This window comes from Citrobacter sp. RHB20-C16 (genome assembly GCF_013890155.1).
Taxonomy (GTDB): domain Bacteria; phylum Pseudomonadota; class Gammaproteobacteria; order Enterobacterales; family Enterobacteriaceae; genus Citrobacter_A; species Citrobacter_A amalonaticus.
Window position 1 is genome coordinate 3,549,357 of record NZ_CP057630.1, and the last position, 22,732, is coordinate 3,572,088.

The window sequence follows — 22,732 nt, forward strand, 5'->3', positions numbered from 1 at the left end:
AGGGTTAGTGCAATAACTCCAGTCTGATGACATGGCGCACAAGCAGAGCTTTGTCATGCGCCGGGTTCTGTTGCAGAAGTGCGTCAAGCGCCTGCTGGCAGGCGGATAAATCCCCAAGCCCCAGATGCCCCAACGCGGTAATAAACAGGCAGTGCTGCTGGTGCTTTGCCTCCGCCGGCGTATCGAGCACCACCAGATCCGGTAATGAGACGGCGAAGAAATCCACCTCCGGCACGTGGTCGCGTTGTGATGTCACCCATTGCAGGAAGCTGTGGAAAAGCTGCTCTGCATCGTCACGTTCACCCAACTGTTTCAGCGCCATGCCCTGCCAGAAGAGATAGTCCACGGGCTGATCGTTGTAGTAGCGTCCGGCATCCAGCGTGCTTCCACCACGGGTGGCGCGGGCAAAGTAACGATGCGCTTCGTCATGATATCCCTGACGCTGAGCGCAATAGCCCAACAAATACCAGATATCGTTATCGGTTTGTCCGGGTAAGCGCCCTTCCCCCAGGTTATGCGGATAGATCAGCGCCTGTTGTAGCAGACTGACTGCGTCGGAGAATTCCTCTTTGCCAATCGCCGCCAGCGCCCGGTGCATCTGGTTCAACAGGTACTGCCCGGTCGCTTTCCCTTCGCCCCCTTCCCAGGGGTGGAATACGCGCTCACCAAGCACCTTTGCGGCATCATCGTAATGGCCCAGTCCGTTCCACAGGCTGAGCAACTCCACGGTTAAATCGTCACGCTGGAACACCACCGCCTTACGCGATTCCAGCTGTTGCAGACGCTGTTCAGCAGGCGTCGCCAGGAGTTTATTGAGGTAATCCAGTTCAAACAGGAAGCGGGCGTTATCAGGTTCCAGCGCCACGGCCTGTGACAAATACTGGTGTGCCTTGACGCCATCGTGCTGTTTGTTCCACGCATAAATCCCCAGCAGACGGTGCACAGGCGCAAATTCAGGCTCCTGTTGCAGGGTAAATTGCCAGCAGGTAAGCGCCTCTTCGTAGCGGCGTTTGCTGTACCAGAAGCAGCCCAACAGATAGCGGGCGTAAGCACTATGCTCCAGCGTTTGCAGCATCTGTACTTCGTCGAGGGTATTCGGGAAACGTACCCGGTTAGGCAGGCAAGCACGCGCCTGGGCGATGAACGGCTGCGGATGGTCGCTCAGCGACGCCCGCCACAGCAACGGCAGCGTTTCCTGACTGTCCAGCAGTTCCAGCAGTTCGCGGGCTGCAGCTTTTTGACCGAAAGAGAGTAGCCATCCTGCCAGTTCGCAGGCGTTAGTACCTCGGCGACCGGTAATAGTGATAAGCGCCGTTTTCGACGGTTCATCCCGGCGTATCGCCCAGCGGGCATAGTGCAGCACGTAGCTAAGCGGATAGTCATTACGCTGCTGCTCGATGTACTTCAGCGCCTCAGACGTGCGCCCCAGTTCTGCCAGTACCAGCGCTTTCAGTCCCATCGCCAGATTGTTGCTGCCGTTAAAGCGCAAACTCTGCGTTACTTTTGCCAGTGCATCTGCATGATCGCCACGCGCCATCGCAAGCCGGGCCAGTGCCCAGAAGGCCGCGTCGCGACAGTTTCCGCTCCAGCTCGCCTTGTAGTAATGATCCCAGGCCTGCTGGCAATCGCCCTGGCGCTCCCGCGCAGCGGCTAACAGCATACTGGCTTCGCCATCGCGCGGGTTTTTGTTCAGGTGATGCGCCCGCGCTAATGCCGCTTTCGCGCAGCGTTCAGCTTGCGCCCAGTCAGCCTGGTTCAATGCCAGCGTCCCCAGTGCAACGTTGTTGCGGTAATCCAGCGGATCTATTTCCAGCGCCCGGCGATAGTAATCCCCGGCGTAACGACTGGCGTGGTTGTACTGCTCCAGATGCTGACCGATAAAGTAAAGTTCATCAGTGTTAGATAATGCCTCCGGCTGTGCCGGGGCCGTTGCCGCCGAGGGCAGCGGCAAATCGTCAGCAATATGCTCTTCGTATTGCAGCAATGTCTGACCATCGTGACGGGTGACCGTCATGGTGATCCGCGCATAGCCCGAATCGGCAAGCGTCGTCAGCCAGCTTTTCCCCGGTGCCAGCGTCAGCGCGGTTTCGAAGAAAGGCGCGCCGTCTGCACTGAGCGTCACTTGCACATCCTGCAATGGCGCAACCGCATAGACACCAACGGACAGCTGGCTTTCATCACGCACCAGTCGCAACGCCAGGTCGGTACTGGCGTTTTGCACCATTCCTAATTCACTGTATGGCAGGAAGTTCTGGACGAATACCTTCTCTTCATAAGGTGCAAGCCAGGTGAAATCCGGCTGGTTGTCGGTAAACACCCCGGTCATTAATTCGATGTACGGGCCATTCTCATCGGTCAGGTTACGATCCCAGGCCACGCCAAAATCCCCGTAGCCCCAGCTCCACTGCTTTTTCCCCGGCGAGATGTGATGATCGGCAACATGGAGCAACCCGCCGCGCTCACCGTGATGCCAGGCACCGACAAAATCATAGTCCGATTTTTCCGCCATGTACGAAGTCGGCACCGGCACATTCTTATAGCGGGAGATATCCACCCCTGCCGAGTAGTCAACTTTGTAATAGGTGCCCGTGGCGATCGGAAAAGCGGAGACATCGCGCTTGCCGTGATCGAACACCGCCGTGACATCAGGCGGGAACACGCTTTGATGATCGTCGCCGCCCTTCACCGCCGGGTTCGCCCACCATAAAAAATGACGTGGCGTGGCGTTGCCGTTGAAGACTTTACCGGTGATTTCTATCAACGCGCGATCCGGGTAGAGGGTGAATCCAGTCATCACCTGCAGACCGCGCATCGGCTCCACTTCACCCATCCAGACGGTTTGTTCGCCGTGTTCCCCTGCCCGCTGTGTAAAATCTACCGGCATAAAAGTGGTGGGGCGATGGTGCTGCGGCCAGTTAAATTCGATCCCGCCGGAGATCCACGGCCCCAACAGGCCAACCAGCGCAGGCTTCACCACTTCGTTGTAATAGACAAAATCGCGCTGCTGCACTTTGTCATACGCACGGTGAATACGCCCCCCCAGTTCGGGCAGCAGCATGACGCGGATAAAATCGTTTTCCATCCACACGGCCTGGTAATCGCGCATTTCGCGCTTGCCGGTCAGGGTGTCGATCACGCCGTAGGGGTAAACCGCACCTGAAGAGCCCTGATAAACCCGTTTTTCCAGAAACATCGGGTTCGGATCTTCCTCACCCACCGTCCAGGTCGGTAGTGAGAGGGTTTCCTGCCAGACCTTAACTGAACCGTACATGCTGCCTCCACTCAATAAACAAAAGTAAAATGTCATCATGTGGCTATTGTGTGGCAGTTAACTGGCGGTAAAATGCGCAATGCTCACGCAATATAGTTAAGGGAGTTAAGTGTATGCAGCGTTCGGGATTCAATAACGCCCGTGTCAGACAGGCGAATAAACAGATCTTCCTGTCGCATTTGTGGCGCGAAAAGCAGCTCAGTAAATCGCAGCTGGCGCAGCTCACCGGCCTGTCGATTCCGGCGGTGAGTAACATTCTTGAAGAATTGCTGGACGAAGGGCGGCTGTGCCATTCCCGTGAAACGCTGAGCCAGCGCGGACTCAGCAGCGGGAGTTTTCATCTGCCGGTACAGGGCACGTGGACGCTGTGCATGAACGTCACCCCGACCAGTCTGACCAGCCAGCTGGCCGATGCGCGTCTGGTGGCGGTTGGCGACTGGCAGCATGAGGTGATTAATGCCGCGACGCCTGACGCGCTGCTTGCCGCAATAGCCAACCACTGGCGGCGCTGGCGTCAGCGCTATCCCGACACCACGATCAACCTCGCGCTGGGCGTCCACGGTCAGGTGGATCCGATCACCGGTGCATCGAAAACGATGCCACAGGCGCCGTGGAAAACGCCGGTGGAAATCAAGTATCTGCTGGAGGAACGGCTCGGTATACAGGTCCGCCTCGACAACGACTGCGTAATGCTGGCGCTGGCGGAAAAGTGGCAAAACCCGGCGGCCAACGAGGACTTCTGCGTGATTAACGTCGATTACGGCATTGGCTCATCGTTCGTCATTCACGACAATATCTGGCGCGGCAGCCTGTACGGCAGCGGTCAGATTGGGCATACCATTGTTAACCCCGACGGGATCGCCTGCGACTGCGGTCGTTACGGCTGTCTGGAAACCGTCGCCTCCCTGAGCGCGCTGAAAAAGCAGGCCAGAGTCTGGATGAAGGCGCAGCCAGTGCCGGGAAGGGATCCGGAAACGCTGACCACGGATTTACTGATCGACGCCTGGCGCAAGGGTGATGTACGCATTCAGGCATGGGTGGAACATGCCGCCAGCGCGATTGGTTTAAGCCTGTATAACTTTCTTAATATCCTGAATATCAACCAGATCTGGCTGTACGGACGCAGTTGCGCCTTTGGTGAATCCTGGCTCAATACGCTACGGCAACAGACGGGATTTAACCCTTTCGATCACGGCGATAACCCGCGGGCGAAAGCGACGCAAATTAGCGTTGGCACGCTGACCCGCGCCCAGCAACTGATGGGCATTGGCTATCTGTACGTGGAGTCGCAACTGAACGAAATATAAGCTTATGGCGCGAATGGCGAGGCTCGGGGTTGTGTAGTAGTTTTAAAGTACATTACTCATGCTAATGAGCCTGCTATGAACACGTTACGTTATTTTGATTTTGGAGAATCACGCCATCTGTTTTTATTGATTGCCCGTATTGCGCTGGCAATTCTGTTTATTATTTTTGGCTTTCCTAAACTGACAGGGTTCGACGGTACCGTACAATATATGACGTCTCTCGGTACCCCTGCGCCGATGCTTGCTGCGATCATTGCCGTTGTTATGGAGGTTCCGGCAGCGATACTGATTGTGCTGGGCTTTTTCACGCGTCCACTGGCGGTTATTTTCGTTTTCTATACGCTGGGTACCGCCGTGATCGGCCATCACTTCTGGAATATGACCGGTGATGCGGTGGGACCGAATATGATTAACTTCTATAAGAATGTCAGTATCGCAGGCGGTTTCCTGCTGCTGGCACTGACGGGGCCGGGCGCGATTTCCATTGACCGGCGCTAAAAAGGAAAAAGGCCGCATCGGCGGCCTTTTGCTTGCAGCAAAACGGAATTATGCGTAAACCGGGAAGCGTGCGCAGATATCCAGAACTTTCCCTTTGATGCGCTCGATTACCGCTTCATCATTGATGTTGTCCAGCACATCACACATCCAGCCCGCCAGCTCTTTCGCTTCCGCTTCTTTAAAGCCGCGACGCGTAATGGCCGGAGAACCGATACGGATACCGGAAGTGACGAACGGGCTCTTCGGATCGTTCGGCACGCTGTTTTTGTTCACGGTGATATTGGCACGACCCAGCGCGGCGTCAGCTTCTTTACCGGTCAGGTTTTTGTCCACCAGATCCAGCAAGAACAGGTGGTTTTCAGTACCGCCGGACACCACTTTGTAGCCACGGTTCAGGAACACTTCCACCATCGCTTTGGCGTTTTTCGCAACCTGCTGCTGGTAGACTTTGAACTCTGGCTCCATCGCTTCTTTCAGTGCAACCGCTTTACCGGCAATCACGTGCATCAACGGGCCGCCCTGCGCGCTTGGGAAAACGGCAGAGTTCAGTTTTTTGTACAGCTCTTCATCACCGCCTTTCGCCAGGATCAGGCCGCCGCGCGGACCCGCCAGGGTTTTGTGGGTGGTGGTGGTCACAACGTGTGCATGCGGAACCGGGTTCGGGTAAACGCCTGCGGCAATCAGACCCGCAACGTGGGCCATATCAACGAACAGGTACGCACCGATGCTGTCAGCGATTTCACGCATTTTTGCCCAGTCAACCACGCCGGAATAAGCTGAGAAGCCACCGATGATCATTTTCGGTTTGTGCGTCTGCGCCAGTTGCGCCATCTCTTCGTAGTCAATTTTACCGGACTCATCGATACCGTAAGGTACGATGTTGTACAGTTTGCCAGAGAAGTTCACCGGAGAGCCGTGAGTCAGGTGGCCGCCTTGCGCCAGGTTCATACCCAGAACGGTATCACCGGGTTGCAGCAGCGCGGTGTAGACCGCGAAGTTAGCCTGAGAGCCGGAGTGCGGCTGTACGTTAGCGTAGTCTGCGCCAAACAGTTCTTTGGCGCGATCAATCGCCAGTTGCTCAACGATATCGACGTATTCGCAGCCGCCGTAGTAGCGCTTGCCCGGATATCCTTCAGCGTATTTGTTAGTCAGCTGAGAGCCCTGCGCCTGCATGACACGCGGACTGGTGTAGTTTTCGGAGGCGATCAGTTCGATGTGCTCTTCCTGACGTACTTTTTCCTGCTCCATAGCCTGCCACAGTTCGGCATCATAATCGGCAATGTTCATTTCACGCTTTAACATCCGCATCTCCTGACTCAGCTAACGATAGAATTTTTGGCCTTAAAAGGCGGTCCTGTTGGACAACGGGCAACAGTATAACTGAATCATTCTGTGATAACAGGTCTTGACAAAGGAATTTACGCAAACGATTACCTTCACAGGACACAAGGCTTTGCGGAATGAAGACCTTACGAATTTCAACGGATTTCTTTTCAGGTTTGTGATGCAGATTTTTCACGTTGTAACGTTTAACACGTCAAGCGTCAAAGAACCATTTACAAAGCAGGGATATTTTTTATAAGATGTATTTGACATACATCATTAAAGATTCACATAAAGGAAGACCGTATGCTTGACGCCCAAACCATCGCCACTGTAAAAGCCACCATTCCCCTGCTGGTAGAAACCGGCCCCAAACTGACCGCCCATTTTTACGATCGCATGTTCGCTCATAACCCTGAACTCAAAGAAATTTTTAACATGAGCAACCAGCGTAATGGCGATCAGCGTGAAGCCCTGTTTAATGCCATTGCCGCTTATGCCAGCAATATTGAGAATCTGCCTGCCCTGCTGCCTGCGGTTGAGAAAATCGCCCAAAAGCACACCAGCTTCCAGATCAAACCTGAGCAGTACAACATTGTCGGTACACACCTGCTGGCAACCCTCGACGAAATGTTCAGTCCAGGCCAGGACGTGCTGGATGCGTGGGGCAAAGCCTACGGCGTGTTGGCGAACGTCTTTATCAACCGCGAAGCGCAAATCTACAGTGAAAACGCCCGTAAAAACGGTGGCTGGGAAGGCACGCGTCCGTTCCGGATCGTGGCGAAAACCCCGCGCAGCGCACTGATTACCAGCTTTGAACTTGAACCGGTAGACGGCGGCACCGTGGCCGAATACCAGCCTGGCCAGTATCTTGGTGTCTGGCTGAAACCGGAAGGCTTCCCGCATCAGGAGATTCGTCAGTATTCTCTGACCCGTAAAGCGGATGGTAAAAGCTACCGTATTGCCGTGAAACGTGAAGAAGGCGGTCAGGTATCAAACTGGCTGCATAACCATGCGAACATCGGCGATGTCGTGCATTTGGCCGCACCTGCTGGCGATTTCTTTATGGCAGTCACCCCGAATACGCCGGTTTCCCTGATCTCTGCTGGCGTCGGTCAAACGCCCATGCTGGCAATGCTGGATACGCTGGCAAAAGCAAACCACACCGCGCAGGTCAACTGGTTCCACGCCGCAGAAAACGGCGACGTCCATGCGTTTGCCGATGAAGTGAGTGAACTGGGTAAAATGCTGCCACGCTTTAGCGCCCACACCTGGTATCGTGAGCCAACCGAAGCCGATCGCGCGAAAGGCGCGTTTGATAGCGTTGGGCTGATGGATTTGAACAAACTGGAAGGCGCAATCAGCGATCCGGCGATGCAGTTTTATCTGTGCGGTCCGGTGGGCTTTATGCAGTTTGCCGCGAAGCAGCTTGTTGAGCTGGGTGTGAAAAACGAAAACATTCATTACGAATGCTTCGGCCCGCATAAGGTCTTGTAATGATGTCATGCCTGATGGCGCTGTGCTTATCCGGCCTATAGGATGCAGGGCCGGATAAGGCGTTTACGCCACCATCCGGCATGCGCACGGCGCGGCTTAAATTGCCGCGTCGTCTTCTTCACCGGTACGGATACGCACCACGCGCGCCACATCAAAGACGAAGATCTTACCATCGCCGATTTTGCCCGTCTGCGCTGTGCGAATAATGGTATCCACGCAGGTTTCAACGATATCGTCTGGTACGACGATTTCAATTTTCACCTTCGGCAGAAAATCCACCATGTATTCCGCGCCGCGGTACAGCTCGGTATGCCCTTTCTGACGCCCAAAGCCTTTCACTTCGGTGACGGTCATCCCGGTAATACCGACTTCAGCCAGCGCTTCACGAACATCATCGAGCTTGAAGGGTTTAATAATCGCATCAATCTTTTTCATGCTAGTCCTTGAAAAGGTCGCCTGTCTTTTAATCGGGTAAACGTAACATATTACGCAACGTTATTCTTTGAAATCGTTTGCATCCAGCTCATGGCGTGACAGGAGTTTGTAGAACTCCGTCCGGTTACGGCCCGCCATTCTTGCCGCATGCGTCACATTGCCTTTGGTGATTTGCAGCAACTTGCGCAGATAGTTCAGTTCAAACTGGTTACGCGCTTCAACAAAAGTCGGCAGCGCGGTATTTTCCCCTTCCAGCGCCTGTTCCACCAGCGCATCGCTGATAACCGGCGAAGAGGTCAGCGCCACACACTGTTCAATCACGTTCACCAGTTGACGCACGTTGCCCGGCCAACTGGCGGTCATTAGCCGCTTCATTGCATCCGTCGAAAACGCCCGCACAAACGGCTTATGCCGCTCCGCCGACTGGCGCAGCAGATGATTTGCCAGCAGCGGAATATCTTCGGTCCGCTCCGCCAGCGCCGGGATCTTCAGACTTACCACGTTGAGGCGGTAGTATAAATCTTCACGAAACTCGCCGCGCGCCATGGCTTTCGGCAAGTCACGGTGGGTTGCCGAGATAATACGCACATCAATATCGATGTCGCGGTTGCTGCCAAGCGGTCTGACTTTGCGTTCCTGCAAGACGCGCAGCAGTTTGACCTGTAGCGGCGCGGGCATGTCGCCAATCTCGTCCAGGAACAGCGTCCCGCCTTCCGCCGCCTGAAACAGCCCCTCGCGGTTACTCACCGCGCCGGTAAACGCGCCGCGCGAGTGGCCGAATAACTCCGACTCCAGCAATTGTTCCGGTAGCGCCCCACAGTTGATGGCAATAAACGGTTTACTGCTGCGCGGGCTGGCATTGTGAATAGCCTGGGCGAAGATCTCTTTCCCGGTACCGCTCTGACCATTGATCAATACGCTGACGTCGGACTGTGCCACCATCCGCGCCTGCTCCAGCAGACGCAGCATCAGCGGGCTACGGGTAACAATCGATTCACGCCAGCTATCATCCGTGGCGGGTGCCGACTGCTCAAGCGCCTCGTCAATCGCCTGATACAGCGCATCTTTATCCACGGGTTTAGTCAGGAAGCTGAACACGCCCTTTTGCGTTGCCGCGACCGCATCCGGAATCGAACCGTGGGCGGTAAGAATGATGACCGGCATTCCCGGCTGCACCTTCTGGATCTCGCTGAACAGCTGCATGCCGTCCATCTCATCCATCCGCAGATCGCTTATCACCAGATCCACTTTTTCACGGTTCAAAACACGCAGCCCTTCTGCCCCGCTCTCTGCGGTCACCACGCTATAGCCTTCACTGGTCAGACGCATGCCCAGCAGTTTTAACAGGCCTGGATCATCATCCACGAGCAGTAAATGCGCCGGTTTACGACTCATTATGGGGTCACCTCATCTTGTGATGATTCCGGGGCTTGTCCTTCAGACTTGTCGCCGCCATGCGTCGCATCCGGATTGTAATTTCCCGCCGGTTTACGGGTGGAAAGCTGGCGCTCAATATCGGTCAGGTTCTCCAGTTTACGCGTGGTGAGATCGAGCTGTGCCTGAAGGTGCTGATGCTGCTGACGCAGCGTATCCAGATCGCCATCGGTCGTTTGCTGCAGTTTGCTGTAACGCTGGCGTTCTTCGGCGAGCTGGAGCTGTAACGACTGTCCGTCGCGCCAGACCTGATAAAGCGGGCGCACCTGCGCCGGGATCTGCGGGCTGAACGCATCCAGTCGCGAGACGTTTTCGCGACGCTCCAGCGGCGTAATTTTGGCATTCGCCAGCAAGATGCCGCGCTTAAAAGCGTTTTGCCAGCTGTCGTCACTCAGCGAGCGGGCCTCGCTGCGCGACTGCACCGGTAACAGGCGATCTGCGCAGTCAATGGCGCGCAGCCAGTAAAGAGGGTTGGTATCCGTCGATTGCCCCTGCAATGCCCAGATATCAGTACACTCAACAGACAGATAATCCGCCAGTTGATACGTCGGGAGGGCATCCTGCGGCGCATCCCCGGTGATGTGCTTCACTGAATGCGGCGTACACCCCATCAGCGCAAGGCACGGCATTCCCGCCAGGATGAACTGGCGGGAGAATAGACGTTGGAAAATGTGAGAAAAAACGTGTGGCATATTCACCAGGCTTAGCATTATTTAGTCGTTTTTCGTTGCAGATAACGGCAGTTCTATGCGGAAGCAAACCTCTTGCGCCTGTTCATCGACAAGATAGAGCTCACCCTGCATACGGCGGATACAATCTCTGGCGATACTTAGCCCCAGTCCGCTCCCTTTCACTGCCCCTTTCCGTTGATGACTTCCCTGGAAAAAAGGTTCGAAAATCATAGTTCTTTCCGCTTCAGGAATAGGAGTTCCGGTGTTGATAACATCGATATACACGGTTGATCCCTGTAAGCGGCTGCGAATACGGATGTTACCGGATTCAGCCCCATAGTGCACCGCATTGGAATAAAGATTATCCAGTACGCTCATCAGTAACATCGGCTCGGCCAGGCAGCGATCGGCCGCCAGCGCAATGTCGGTATGCATCATTTTAGCGCGAGCCGGTAGACTATGAGCGGAAACCACCATATCTACCAGCGGTTCAATCTCCACGCTTTCCATTTCAATGGCGCTATCCGCCAGTTTGCGGTTGTAATCAAGCAGTTGTTCAATCAATTTTTGTAGGTTACGGCTACTGTCATCGAGAATGCCAACCACCTCTTTTTGTTCCGGCGTCAGTGGCCCCACTACCTGGTCCGCCAGCAGTTCAGTGCCTTCACGCATGCTGGCCAGCGGGGTTTTCAACTCATGGGAGAGATGGCGCAAAAATTGATGGCGTTGAGACTCCAGCCAGGAGAGGCGCTCGCTCAACCAGATGATCCGCTGCCCAACGGAACGCAGTTCGCGCGGTCCGGTAAAGGTGACGGTATTGCCCAGCGATCGCCCTTCCCCCAGACGATTGATCATCCGCTCAATGCCCTTTACCGGCCCGATAATCATCCGCGTGAACAACAGCACCATCGCCAGACTCACCAGAAACAATACCAGCGCCTGCCAGCCGAAGAACTGTCCACGCTCGGCAATCTCTTGTTGTAGCTGCTGCCCGCGTGAAAAAACCACGGTACGCGTCGCTTGCACCATTTCGGTATTGGCGTTGGCAAATGCTTCCAGTCGCGCGGCCGCGGCGGTTTCAGGCCCACTGTTCCGGCATTGCAGTTGCGCCAGGTCGTTCAGATCCTGACGTAACGCCTGATACAGCTTATCGTCAGGCAGAACACCCGCATGGGCGTCCAGCATTTCACTGTAGCGTTTGCGCTGGCTCTGATACACCTTTGCCAGCGTCGGATCGTCAAGCACGCAATACTGACGATAGCTACGCTCCATCTCCAGGGCGGCATTGGTCATCGCCTCACTGCGACGCGCATCGATAAGGGTAGTACGGTTAGTCTGCGCCGCCTGGGCGCTAAGCGCGTTCAGGCTTTGCCACGCCTGCCAGGCGAGGACCAGCAGCGGTAACAGGATCAGCAGGAATGCCAGCGTCACCAGTTGGCGTAGTGACCGGGGAAAAACAGACCAGCGCTTCAAGGCATTACTCTCACAGGAGATGAATAGAACGATGCTAACTGAGGGAAACGCCAGATACAACAAAGCCGGGCTGAACCCGGCTTTGTTATGGAATAAGGCGGTGCCTAACTCGACGTTTCGCCCGATGGTTGATAAAGCAGCGCTATTATCAGAAGTTGGACGGCAGGCACCTTGTTGTGCGTCATTCGAAGTTTATGTAGCACGTCCCGAAGGGGCTGACATAAGAAGGTGAATGAGCCACTGGTTACTATTATGCAGTAACTATGCCAACATTCAAAACAAATTATTAACACCCTGAATTTAATTGTTTTTTATTGATAATTAATCGATTAATGCAGTGAACGACTTTCATACAAACTGTCGCCAATTAGCAACACCTTAAACGAAATGGATTTAGCCCCATAAAAATCAACAAGTTATATGTCTCTTTTTGGAGACACCCCTTGCGCGCATTTGTCGTGAATTCCCGACAGACCAAATTAACGATAGTGATTATAAAGATACGCAAGGCACACGACATGCCGGCTCAACACCTTCGGCCCTAATCCTGACTGACCCGAGGACCACGGGTGCGTATACAGCCAGCGAACAAAGACATCGCTGGCGCGCAGAGAAACCGGAGCAATGTTCCCGGCCTGCTTTTGCCCGGTTAATGAGCAGACGATCTTATCCGCTCCGCCGCAACTCCACCGCTGCCAGACATTGTTCCACCACCCAATGTTCCACCTGCCTGTCAGCCTGTACTCCGCCTCTGTCCCGGATGGCGGGTTGGCATCTTCCAGCACAAACCACAGATTCGTCGTACCACGCTGTACTTCCGCTGACCAGGCCGTAATCGCTGCGCCACGCAGCACACACTCGTGCGCCAGGTAGTGATCGGTGATAGCAGGAAACCGCCGTTTCAACCGCTGGAAATGACCGTGAATCGCGATCGCAGGGCGAAGGATACACCCGCGATCGTTGCCTTTCAGTCGCGCACTGCCATAGTGAATTTCATCAAACTGACATCTTTGCATGAACTGCATTTCCTGCCAGCGAAGGGACTCCACCGAGCACTCATGCGCCATTTGCGGCACAGGACTCGCCGAACCGGTATAAAGCAAAGAGTCACCTACCGCCTCATCACAGTAGTTAGTTGTGACCTGGAGAATATGACCAGAACAGGCATCAGCGCTGATCACCACATACAGCCGCTGTTCTGCCGCCTGTCCCTGGAAAGGCAACGCCAGAACCTTTGTCGCAACGCGTTTCACATCACGGTTAGCATGATGCGCTTGCTGCTCACACCAGTTAACCGCTTTCGCCAGCAGTCGATATTGCGTGGTTTCTGCCGCGTAATCACCCTGCTGAAGTCGCAAGAGAAACGGCTCGATGGTGCGTTCGAAACAGCGCTTCGTCTGTCGGGGAGTGAAAACCGTCCGACAAAGACGACACTGGAATCGACTATGACCTGCCTGCGTTCGCCCATAGCGAATCACGTCGCTGGCAGAGCAGCGCGGGCATTCTGTTCCGGTTGCGTCCGGTTTATTTTTTATTAACCGTGCAAACCAGTGGTTAAATTCACGCTCATTAAATAAGGGGGGCAGACTGCCACATTTCTGGCATTCCAGCGCCGCATACCCCAGACGATAAACGGGATAAAGATAGTCAGCCGCTTCCGCCACGCCGAGATTGGGGCACGACCAACTTTTACAAACATTGAGATGTATTTTGTCCTGGATTTCCATTTCACTCGACCAACTGATTTTGTCAGTCGAATAACTCTGGCGGTTATTCAGATTTACTGTCGTGAGGAGCCTCACAAAATCCAGGCAAGCGGAAACGACAATAGCACTCTCATTTATACGTTAAGGATAAACAATGAAAAAACGCTTGATTGCCTCGTTACTCATCGCTGGATATGCGGGATATGCCTGTGCGCAGGATGTTACCGTCATCTATACCAATGATCTCCACGCCCACGTTGAACCGTATAAACTGCCGTATATTGCTGAAGGTAAACGGGAGATTGGCGGTTTTGCTAATATTTCCACACTGGTTAAACAGGAAAAAGCTAAAAATAAGGCGACGTTTTATTTTGATGCCGGTGATTATTTTACCGGTCCATATATAAGCAGCTTGACTAAAGGAAAAGCAATTATCGATATAATGAATACAATGTCGGTGGATGCGGCCTCTGTCGGGAATCATGAATTTGACCATGGCTGGGATAATACCCTTTTGCAGTTCAGCCAGGCGACGTTCCCTATTTTATTGGGTAACGTCTTTTTTAAGAACAGCACTCTGCCCTTCTGGAATAAACCGTACACTATTGTGGAAAAAGACGGCGTCAAAATCGGTGTCATCGGTTTGCACGGTGTGTTTGCCTTCGACGATACGGTGTCGTCAGCCATGCGCCAGGGAATTGAAGCGCGTGATGAAGTCAAGTATCTACAGCGCTATCTGGATGAGCTGCGTGGAAAAGTGGATATCACCGTCGCGTTAATGCACGAAGGCACACCGGCGCGCCAGTCCAGCATCGGCAATGCGGACGTCAGACGTGCGCTGGATAAGGATATTCAGACCGCAAAACAGGTCAAAGGCCTCGATCTTCTCATTACTGGCCATGCGCATGTTGGCACGCCAGAACCAATTAAAGTGGGCAATACCCTCATCCTCTCGACCGACAGCGGTGGCATTGATATCGGTAAACTGGTGCTGGATGTCAACACAAAAAATCATCGTCACACGGTTAAAAGCTTTGAACTGAAAACAATTTTTGCGGATGAATGGAAACCAAATGTTAAGAACGCACGATGGGTATTTTTACATAGGTAGCGACGAGGACGAACATTGGTATGGCCGTCGCTTCTTTAAAATTGATATTCTTGGCAATGAAATCCTTGAATATGATTTACGCGATAGTGATGGCAATCTTTACGCAAATACGCACGATCTAGCCTGGGATTCGGCAAATAACCTTTATATGATCGGTAACGATATACCGGATCGTTCGACATCTACAATGAGACAGGATGCCTGGATCTTAAAATTCAATGAACAGTCGGGGAAAATGATCTGGGCCAAAAATTACACTCGCGCCTTCGATAACGCCTCGATTCTGAATAATAGCCCAACCAATGATGCGCATCTTAACTCACTCTCCTGGATCCCAGCAGGCTCTGAAAACAGTGAGGCTATTATTGTCCACACCCGTTCAGCCGGGGTTACTTTTGGCGTATCGCCAGAAGATGGCCGGATTCTCTGGACAATCGATACTGGCGGTTTCAACCCACAATTCCCTGCAGATCAATCGGTTATAAATATCAGTACAACCGGAATTGGCGATAATGAAAACGGCGGCCATACCGTTTTAGTCACCAGTAATAGCGCATTTTCCAGTCTCACAGATTACAACGCAGGGAAGTTTGTCCTTTCTGTCTTTGATAACCGCTCTTGCATAACGTCTGATGGTCAGCCTGTTATCCGCCCTATCGACGCGGATGCAGACGCTGCAAAGCAGTATCAAACCCTGGAAGCTCGTGTTTTGTTTTACGCCGTTGATTTAACGGCCAGAACCATCACGAAAGCAGCAGAACCTATTTCATTGGCATCAGCCCGTGTCCCACAAGTAACGGACTTCATGGGGGCGGTTTTTGATCACAATGACAACTACACTATCTATACCAACCACGCGCGTTCTTTCTTTATCAGCGACGCCAGCGGGAATTTCATTGCAACGATTTACGATCTTATCTGTTCACTGGATGGCTATCCGGAGTTTCCTGGAGAATGCTACCGGGCAAGGCTATTTGCCAGCAATGAACTCACCGCTCTGATCAACGTTGGGTTTGATACCGCGAACAATTGATACCGTTCAGTAAAAAAACCCGGTGTTTATTTCACCGGGTTTTTCTGTTTCAGAAGGTTTATCCCAACTGCTTGCGGGCGTTACGGAAGATACGCATCCACGGACCGTCCTCACCCCAGTTTTCCGGGTGCCATGAGTTACTGACGGTACGATACACACGTTCCGGATGCGGCATCATCACCGTCACACGACCACTTTCCGTGGTGACAGCGGTAATCCCATTCGGCGAGCCGTTCGGGTTAGCCGGGTAGGTTTCCGTTACATTGCCAAAGTTATCGACAAAGCGCAGTGCGACCAGACCTTTGCTTTCCAGCGCCGCCAGATGGGCTGCGTCGCGAACTTCAACGCGCCCTTCTCCGTGCGAGACGGCGATAGGCATCATTGACCCGACCATGCCCTGCAGCAACAGAGACGGGCTCTGGGTCACCTCAACCAGGCTGAAGCGGGCTTCAAAGCGATCCGAATGGTTACGCACAAAGCGCGGCCACAGGTCACTGCCCGGGATCAGTTCACGCAGATTCGACATCATCTGACAGCCGTTACACACACCCAGCGCCAGCGTTTGTGGACGATGGAAGAAGGTTTCGAACTCATCGCGCACGCGGTTGTTGAACAGAATTGATTTCGCCCAGCCCTCACCCGCGCCCAGTACGTCGCCGTAAGAGAAGCCGCCGCAGGCCACCAGCGCCTGGAAGTTACCCAGACCCGTGCGGCCACCGAGCAGATCGCTCATGTGCACGTCAATCGCGTCAAAGCCTGCACGCTGGAACGCCGCAGCCATTTCGACGTGAGAGTTCACCCCTTGCTCACGCAGTACCGCCACTTTCGGACGCGCACCGGTCGCAATATACGGTGCGGCGATATCGTCATTAATATCAAAGGTCAGCTTCGCGCTAAGGCCCGGATCGGCATCGTTGGTTTTCGCATCGTGCTCCTGATCGGCACACTCCGGGTTATCACGCAGACGCTGCATTTGCCAGGTGGTTTCGGCCCACCAGATGCGAAGCGTCGTGCGACTTTCGCTGAAGACGGTCTGACCGTTGGCTTCGATAACAAAACGATCGCCCGTGACGGCCTGACCCAGGTAATGTACGCAATCGCCCAGACCGTGTTGCGCCAGCAGTGCTTCCACCGCCTCGCGATCCGCTGCGCGAACCTGAATCACCGCGCCAAGTTCTTCGTTGAACAACGCCGCCAGACGATCGTCGCCCAGTGCGGCGATATCCGCCTGCACCCCACAGTGACCGGTAAAGGCCATTTCCGCCAGCGTCACCAGCAGGCCGCCATCGGAACGGTCGTGATAAGCGAGCAGTTTACGTTGCACCACCAGCGCCTGCATCGCGTCGTAGAAGCCCTTCAGTTGCGCGACGTCACGCACATCTGCCGGCGTATCGCCAAGCTGGCGGTATACCTGCGCCAGCGCCGTCGCGCCCAGCGCGTTGTGGCCACGGCCCAGGTCGATCAGCAGCAGCGCGTTGTCTTCAGTAGAAAGCTGCGGGGTGATGGTATGACGCACATCTTCCACGCGAGCAAAAGCGGAAATCACCAGCGACAGCGGCGAGGTCATTTCGCGCTGTTCGTTGCCTTCCTGCCAGCGGGTTTTCATCGACATCGAGTCTTTACCCACCGGAATCGTCAGACCCAGCGCCGGACAGAGTTCTTCACCGACCGCTTTCACCGCTTCGTATAAACCGGCATCTTCGCCCGGGTGACCGGCTGCGGCCATCCAGTTAGCGGAAAGCTTAATGCGTTTGATATCGCCAATCTGCGTTGCCGCGATATTGGTCAATGCTTCCCCGACCGCCAGACGGGCAGAAGCGGAGAAGTCGAGCAGCGCCACTGGCGCACGTTCGCCGATCGACATCGCTTCACCGTAGTAGCTGTCGAGGCTGGCGGTGGTCACCGCGCAGTTCGCCACCGGCACCTGCCACGGACCGACCATCTGATCGCGAGACACCATCCCGGTCACAGTACGGTCGCCAATGGTGACCAGGAAGGTTTTTTCCGCCACCGTCGGCAGATGCAGAACGCGTTTAACTGCATCCGCAATGGTGATGTCAGCACGATCCAGTGCCTCACCTTTCGCCTTCAGCGTCTGAACGTCGCGGGTCATCTTCGGCGTTTTGCCGAGCAGTACGTCAAGCGGCAGATCGATAGGCTGGTTGTTGAAGTGACGATCGTTTAGCGACAGATGCTGTTCTTCGGTCGCCTCACCAATTACCGCATACGGCGCGCGCTCGCGCTTACACAGCTCGTCGAACAGCGGCAGTTGGTCCGCCGCCACAGCCAGCACGTAACGTTCCTGGGACTCGTTACACCAGATCTCCAGCGGGCTCATACCCGGCTCATCGCTGAGGATGTCACGCAGTTCGAATTTACCGCCGCGTCCACCGTCACTAACCAGTTCAGGCATCGCGTTCGACAGACCGCCGGCGCCAACGTCGTGGATAAACAGGATCGGGTTGGCGTCACCCAACTGCCAGCAGCGGTCGATCACTTCCTGGCAGCGGCGTTCCATCTCCGGGTTATCACGCTGTACCGAGGCAAAATCAAGATCCGCGTCAGACTGGCCGGAGGCCATCGAGGAAGCCGCGCCGCCGCCCAGGCCGATATTCATCGCCGGACCGCCGAGAACGATCAGCTTCGCCCCGACGACGATCTCGCCTTTCTGTACGTGATCGGCACGGATGTTACCAATCCCGCCCGCCAGCATGATCGGCTTGTGATAACCGCGCAGCTCTTCGCCATTGTGGCTGTTCACTTTTTCTTCGTAAGTACGGAAATAGCCGTTCAGCGCAGGACGACCAAATTCATTGTTAAACGCCGCGCCGCCCAGCGGGCCTTCAGTCATGATATCCAGCGCGGTCACAATACGCTCTGGCTTGCCGAAGTCTTCTTCCCACGGCTGCTCAAAGCCCGGAATGCGCAGGTTAGAAACGGAGAAGCCTACCAGACCCGCTTTTGGCTTCGCGCCGCGTCCGGTTGCCCCTTCATCACGGATTTCACCGCCGGAACCAGTCGCCGCCCCCGGCCACGGCGAGATCGCCGTCGGGTGGTTATGGGTTTCCACCTTCATCAGGATATGCGCCGGCTCCTGGTGGAAGTCATAGCGACCGGTCGCGTGGTCGGCAAAGTAACGCCCCACTTCAGACCCTTCCATCACCGCCGCGTTATCTTTATACGCGGAAAGCACGTGGTCCGGTGTGGTTTCAAAGGTGTTTTTGATCATCTTGAACAGCGACTTCGGTTGTTGCTTGCCATCGATGATCCAGTCGGCGTTGAAAATCTTGTGACGGCAGTGCTCAGAGTTCGCCTGCGCAAACATGTAGAGTTCGATGTCGTTCGGGTTGCGCCCCAGTCGGGTAAACGCGTCCTGCAGGTAATCAATTTCGTCATCCGCCAGCGCCAGACCGAGACGCAGGTTAGCATCAATCAGCGCCTGACGGCCTTCACCCAGCAGGTCAACACTTGCAACAGGCGCCGGCTGATGGTGAGCAAACAGTTTTTCCGCATCGGTTAACGAAGAGAACACCGTCTCCATCATTCGATCGTGCAGTTCAGCGGCAACCCACTGCCACTGCTCAGCGCTTAGCGTGGAGGCCTCAACGTAATAAGCGACGCCGCGTTCCAGACGGTCAATTTGTTGCAGACCGCAGTTATGGGCGATATCTGTCGCTTTGGAAGACCAGGGGGAGATGGTGCCAGGGCGCGGCGTCACCAGCAGCAGTTTCCCTTCCGGGGTGTGGCTGCTCAGGCTGGGACCGTATTTCAGCAGACGGGCAAGCTGCGCGTGCTCATCCTCGTTCAACGGAGCGTTCAGGTCAGCGAAATGGACGTACTCGGCGTAAATATTGCTTACCTGGAGGTTGGCAGCCTGAAAACGTGCCAGCAGTTTGTTAATACGGAATGCGGACAGTGCAGGCGAACCACGCAGAATTTCCATCATAAGTCTCTCGTCTTCTAAGCTAAGCTTTCGGTGTGCCCAAGTGGGGAAACGGGCGTCATTATAAAGAATCTGAGCCGCCGACGAAACCGTTTGCGTCGAAATAAAATCCACCGCCGTTATTGTCATACGATGCTGCCAATGGCTGTAATTAGTTGCCAACTGGCGCAAGTTTAAGCAAAATGCCGCTCATTGATGAATACTCCTGGCCTTTCTATTCTTTTTCCCATCCTGAGGCAACGCACGGTTCAGAGAATTAACTAATTGAAAAAATTAAAGATTAATTATCTGTTCATCGGCATACTGACGCTGCTGCTGGCGGCGGCCCTCTGGCCCTCTATCCCCTGGTTCGGTAAAGCCGATAATCGTATCGCCGCGATCCAGTCGCGGGGAGAGTTGCGCGTGAGCACAATTGAGTCGCCGCTCACCTGGGCGAAACTCGACGGTAAGCCGTACGGGCTCGATTACGAGCTGGCGCAGCAGTTCGCCAGCTATCTGGGGGTAAAACTGAAGATTACCGTCCGCCAGAACATCAGCCAGCTGTTTGACGATCTGGATAATGGTGACGCCGACCTGCTGGCGGCCGGGCTGGTCTACAACAGTGAACGAGTGAAAAACTATCAGCCAGGGCCGACTTACTATTCGGTATCCCAGCAACTGGTCTACAAAGTGGGTCAGTATCGTCCCCGTACGTTGGGCAGCGTGACGGAAAGTCAACTCACTATCACGCCGGGACACGTGGTGGCAAACGATCTGCAAACGCTGAAACAGACAAAATACCCTGAGCTGAGCTGGCGGATCGATGAGAAAAAAGGCTCAACGGAACTGCTGGATGCGGTGATTGCCGGACAGCTGGATTACACCATTGCCGACTCTGTCGCCATCAGCCTCTACCAACGCGTTCATCCCGAACTTGCTGTTGCGCTGGATATCACCGACGAACAGCCGGTGACCTGGTTTAGTCAGCTGGATGATGACAACACGCTGTCTGCCGCCCTGCTCGATTTCTTCAACGGCATGAATGAGGACGGCTCCCTGGCCCGTCTCGAAGAAAAATATCTGGGGCACGGCGATGATTTTGACTATGTCGATACCCGCACCTTTCTGCGCGCGGTTGATGCCATGCTCCCCGACCTGAAACCTCTGTTTGAAAAACACGCCCAGGAGATTGGCTGGCAGCTGCTTGCGGCGATCTCCTGGCAGGAATCGCATTGGGATCCGCAGGCCACATCACCAACCGGCGTGCGCGGCATGATGATGCTCACCAAAAACACCGCACAAAGTCTCGGTCTGACCGACAGAACCGATCCTGAGCAGAGCATCAGCGGTGGAGCACGCTACTTACAGGACATGATGAGTAAAGTGCCGGACACCGTACCCGAGAACGAGCGTATCTGGTTTGCGCTGGCGGCCTATAACATGGGTTATGCGCATATGCTTGATGCGCGTGCGCTGACAGCCAAAACGAAGGGAAACCCGGACAGTTGGGCAGACGTCAAACAGCGTCTGCCGTTGCTCAGTCAAAAACAGTATTACAGCAAGCTGACCTACGGCTATGCGCGCGGACATGAGGCCTACGCCTACGTTGAAAACATCCGTAAATATCAGATAAGCCTGCAGGGCTATTTGCAGGAGAAAGAAAAGCAACTGGCTGAAGAGATGAAACTGGCACAAGAGTATCCGGTCGTCTCACCAACGGAATTTGGCAAACAGCGGCGACCACTCGCCGCCTTCCTGTCGCAATCGTCATCCAGTTATCTGACGCACTCGCCGTCGCTGCTGCGTTTACCGCAGAAGAAAGAGGACAAAGAGTAAACAGAACCGCAATGCCTACTGGCTTGCGGCTTTCTTCAACGCTTTGATCTCCTGACGGCGCATGCGGAAGAAATCGCTGAGCAGCGTCGCACACTCCTCACGCAATATTCCTTCAGTGACCTCAACGCGATGGTTCATTCCCGGATGATGCAGAACATCCATCAGCGAACCGGCAGCGCCGGTTTTTGCATCGCGCGCGCCGAACACCACATGGCGGATACGGCTGTGTACCATCGCACCAGCGCACATGACGCACGGCTCAAGGGTCACATACAGCGTCGCGTCAATCAGACGATAATTTTGCAGGACGAGGCCGCCCTGACGTAGCGCCATGATCTCTGCGTGCGCGGTGGGATCGTGATGGCCAATCGGGCGGTTCCAGCCTTCACCGATCACGCGATTGTTGTGCACTAATACGGCACCGACCGGGACTTCACGTTCATCCCAGGCGCGCTTCGCCAGCGTTAACGCATGACGCATCCAGTATTCGTGACTAAATTCAACATCTGACAAAGGGGTTACTCCGGTAATCATTGCGGGCGCATTATACAGGGTCGCGATACCCTTCGTCTTTCAACTATTCCAGTTGCTGGAGTTCTCCACGAGGCGTGACGCGCCAGCGGTGCTGGCAAAAATAGAGCAGCGGGTTGTCCTGATTGCTGTCGCTGTAGCCGCTGTAAAGGCGCAGTGGCGTGCCGATTTTACGCTCCAGCTGTGCAACTTTTTCATGCCCCAGACAGCGCAGGGTCAGCACCCAACCGCCGTACCCCCGCTTCATCTGGCTGGCGATCAGATTCACGCGCGGCAGCCACGGCGTATCAACATAAACCTGTTCCACCAGCGACTGCGGCGAACCGGTGATGAGCCAGATATCGGCATCGGAGCTGAGCAGATAGGTGGTCAGACGCTCTTGTACCTGAGGAAACGCCGTAACGTTCTGTCGGAACCATCGAACAAAATCGGCCTGCCTGGCCTGTAGACTGGCCTCGCTGTGGCCGAAGGTACATCCCCACAACAGCAGACTCATCGGCCAGCGCGCAGCGCGTCCTTTAATCAATAACGCACCGACAATCACGGGCAACAACGGCAGCACGAGCAGCGCATTCAGCGGCTGGCGACGCAACAGATAGCGCAGGAAACTGCCAAACATATCCTGCTGATGTAGCGTACCATCCAAATCAAAAAAAACGACACGACGCGCATGATTGGTCAAAC

The 22,732-nt window shown here is 54.7% G+C and carries 15 protein-coding genes and 1 pseudogene; 6 read left to right on the top strand and 10 right to left on the bottom strand.

The window, feature by feature from the left end; genetic code table 11:
* Positions 1–4 precede the first annotated feature (4 nt).
* Complete coding sequence (locus tag HVX64_RS17025) at positions 5–3,271, bottom strand: DUF5107 domain-containing protein (protein WP_044253118.1); 3,267 nt, start codon at positions 3,269–3,271, stop codon at positions 5–7.
* 113 nt (positions 3,272–3,384) lie between these two features.
* Between HVX64_RS17025 and HVX64_RS17030 the strand changes: the two genes are divergently transcribed.
* Both HVX64_RS17030 and HVX64_RS17035 read left to right on the top strand, forming a co-directional pair.
* A complete protein-coding gene (locus HVX64_RS17030; protein WP_044253121.1) occupies positions 3,385–4,578 on the top strand; it encodes an ROK family transcriptional regulator in 1,194 nt (397 codons plus the stop codon).
* A gap of 75 nt (positions 4,579–4,653) precedes the next feature.
* Positions 4,654–5,076 (top strand): DoxX family protein, encoded by a 423-nt coding sequence (locus tag HVX64_RS17035; protein ID WP_042999801.1) that lies wholly within the window; start codon positions 4,654–4,656, stop codon positions 5,074–5,076.
* Positions 5,077–5,124: 48 nt separating this feature from the next.
* Here the strand turns inward: HVX64_RS17035 and glyA are convergent, their stop codons facing one another.
* The gene (glyA, locus tag HVX64_RS17040; protein WP_042999800.1) at positions 5,125–6,378 is read right to left on the bottom strand and encodes a serine hydroxymethyltransferase; all 1,254 of its coding nucleotides are present in this window, start codon (positions 6,376–6,378) and stop codon (positions 5,125–5,127) included.
* A 327-nt stretch (positions 6,379–6,705) separates the two neighbouring features.
* On the opposite strand from glyA, the gene hmpA reads away from it, so the two are divergent.
* Positions 6,706–7,896, top strand: a complete 1,191-nt coding sequence (gene hmpA / locus HVX64_RS17045; protein WP_044253124.1) for an NO-inducible flavohemoprotein — start codon at positions 6,706–6,708, stop codon at positions 7,894–7,896.
* A 96-nt stretch (positions 7,897–7,992) separates the two neighbouring features.
* Here hmpA and glnB read toward each other — a convergent pair whose 3' ends face one another.
* The 5 genes from glnB to HVX64_RS17070 form a co-directional block, all read right to left on the bottom strand.
* A complete protein-coding gene (gene glnB, locus HVX64_RS17050; protein ID WP_012906673.1) occupies positions 7,993–8,331 on the bottom strand; it encodes a nitrogen regulatory protein P-II in 339 nt (112 codons plus the stop codon).
* A gap of 60 nt (positions 8,332–8,391) precedes the next feature.
* Positions 8,392–9,726 (bottom strand): two-component system response regulator GlrR, encoded by a 1,335-nt coding sequence (gene glrR / locus HVX64_RS17055; RefSeq protein ID WP_086512879.1) that lies wholly within the window; start codon positions 9,724–9,726, stop codon positions 8,392–8,394.
* Positions 9,726–10,457, bottom strand: a complete 732-nt coding sequence (gene qseG, locus HVX64_RS17060; protein WP_044253128.1) for a two-component system QseEF-associated lipoprotein QseG — start codon at positions 10,455–10,457, stop codon at positions 9,726–9,728. The genes glrR and qseG overlap by 1 nt, the downstream gene beginning before the upstream one ends.
* 21 nt (positions 10,458–10,478) lie before the next feature.
* The gene (gene qseE, locus HVX64_RS17065; protein WP_042999796.1) at positions 10,479–11,909 is read right to left on the bottom strand and encodes a two component system sensor histidine kinase QseE/GlrK; all 1,431 of its coding nucleotides are present in this window, start codon (positions 11,907–11,909) and stop codon (positions 10,479–10,481) included.
* Between the two features lie 479 nt (positions 11,910–12,388).
* Positions 12,389–13,636, bottom strand: coding sequence for an IS1 family transposase (locus HVX64_RS17070; protein WP_052443872.1), 1,248 nt, complete (start codon positions 13,634–13,636; stop codon positions 12,389–12,391).
* 133 nt (positions 13,637–13,769) lie between these two features.
* On the opposite strand from HVX64_RS17070, the pseudogene HVX64_RS17075 reads away from it, so the two are divergent.
* Both HVX64_RS17075 and HVX64_RS17080 read left to right on the top strand, forming a co-directional pair.
* Positions 13,770–14,690, top strand: a pseudogene (locus HVX64_RS17075) (metallophosphatase); the annotation flags it as partial.
* Positions 14,689–15,759 (top strand): aryl-sulfate sulfotransferase, encoded by a 1,071-nt coding sequence (locus tag HVX64_RS17080; protein WP_181825066.1) that lies wholly within the window; start codon positions 14,689–14,691, stop codon positions 15,757–15,759. The pseudogene HVX64_RS17075 and the gene HVX64_RS17080, both read left to right, overlap by 2 nt.
* A gap of 58 nt (positions 15,760–15,817) precedes the next feature.
* Here HVX64_RS17080 and purL read toward each other — a convergent pair whose 3' ends face one another.
* A complete protein-coding gene (gene purL / locus HVX64_RS17085) occupies positions 15,818–19,705 on the bottom strand; it encodes a phosphoribosylformylglycinamidine synthase (protein WP_044253138.1) in 3,888 nt (1,295 codons plus the stop codon).
* A gap of 261 nt (positions 19,706–19,966) precedes the next feature.
* Between purL and mltF the strand changes: the two genes are divergently transcribed.
* Positions 19,967–21,517 (top strand): membrane-bound lytic murein transglycosylase MltF, encoded by a 1,551-nt coding sequence (gene mltF, locus HVX64_RS17090; RefSeq protein ID WP_044253141.1) that lies wholly within the window; start codon positions 19,967–19,969, stop codon positions 21,515–21,517.
* A gap of 15 nt (positions 21,518–21,532) precedes the next feature.
* Here mltF and tadA read toward each other — a convergent pair whose 3' ends face one another.
* Positions 21,533–22,051 (bottom strand): tRNA adenosine(34) deaminase TadA, encoded by a 519-nt coding sequence (tadA, locus tag HVX64_RS17095; protein WP_072011051.1) that lies wholly within the window; start codon positions 22,049–22,051, stop codon positions 21,533–21,535.
* Between the two features lie 43 nt (positions 22,052–22,094).
* Positions 22,095–22,730, bottom strand: a complete 636-nt coding sequence (gene yfhb / locus HVX64_RS17100) for a phosphatidylglycerophosphatase C (protein WP_042999789.1) — start codon at positions 22,728–22,730, stop codon at positions 22,095–22,097.
* Positions 22,731–22,732: the final 2 nt, after the last annotated feature.

What these genes read in the sequence shown, in the direction of transcription:
- HVX64_RS17030 (WP_044253121.1), top strand. Translation starts at nt 3,385, where the DNA reads ATGCAGCGTTCGGGATTCAATAACGCCCGTGTCAGACAGGCGAATAAA.
- glnB (WP_012906673.1), bottom strand. Translation starts at nt 8,331, where the DNA reads ATGAAAAAGATTGATGCGATTATTAAACCCTTCAAGCTCGATGATGTT.
- tadA (WP_072011051.1), bottom strand. Translation starts at nt 22,051, where the DNA reads ATGATTACCGGAGTAACCCCTTTGTCAGATGTTGAATTTAGTCACGAA.
- hmpA (WP_044253124.1), top strand. Translation starts at nt 6,706, where the DNA reads ATGCTTGACGCCCAAACCATCGCCACTGTAAAAGCCACCATTCCCCTG.
- HVX64_RS17035 (WP_042999801.1), top strand. Translation starts at nt 4,654, where the DNA reads ATGAACACGTTACGTTATTTTGATTTTGGAGAATCACGCCATCTGTTT.
- qseG (WP_044253128.1), bottom strand. Translation starts at nt 10,457, where the DNA reads ATGCCACACGTTTTTTCTCACATTTTCCAACGTCTATTCTCCCGCCAG.
- purL (WP_044253138.1), bottom strand. Translation starts at nt 19,705, where the DNA reads ATGATGGAAATTCTGCGTGGTTCGCCTGCACTGTCCGCATTCCGTATT.
- glrR (WP_086512879.1), bottom strand. Translation starts at nt 9,726, where the DNA reads ATGAGTCGTAAACCGGCGCATTTACTGCTCGTGGATGATGATCCAGGC.
- HVX64_RS17070 (WP_052443872.1), bottom strand. Translation starts at nt 13,636, where the DNA reads ATGGAAATCCAGGACAAAATACATCTCAATGTTTGTAAAAGTTGGTCG.
- HVX64_RS17025 (WP_044253118.1), bottom strand. Translation starts at nt 3,271, where the DNA reads ATGTACGGTTCAGTTAAGGTCTGGCAGGAAACCCTCTCACTACCGACC.
- HVX64_RS17080 (WP_181825066.1), top strand. Translation starts at nt 14,689, where the DNA reads ATGTTAAGAACGCACGATGGGTATTTTTACATAGGTAGCGACGAGGAC.
- glyA (WP_042999800.1), bottom strand. Translation starts at nt 6,378, where the DNA reads ATGTTAAAGCGTGAAATGAACATTGCCGATTATGATGCCGAACTGTGG.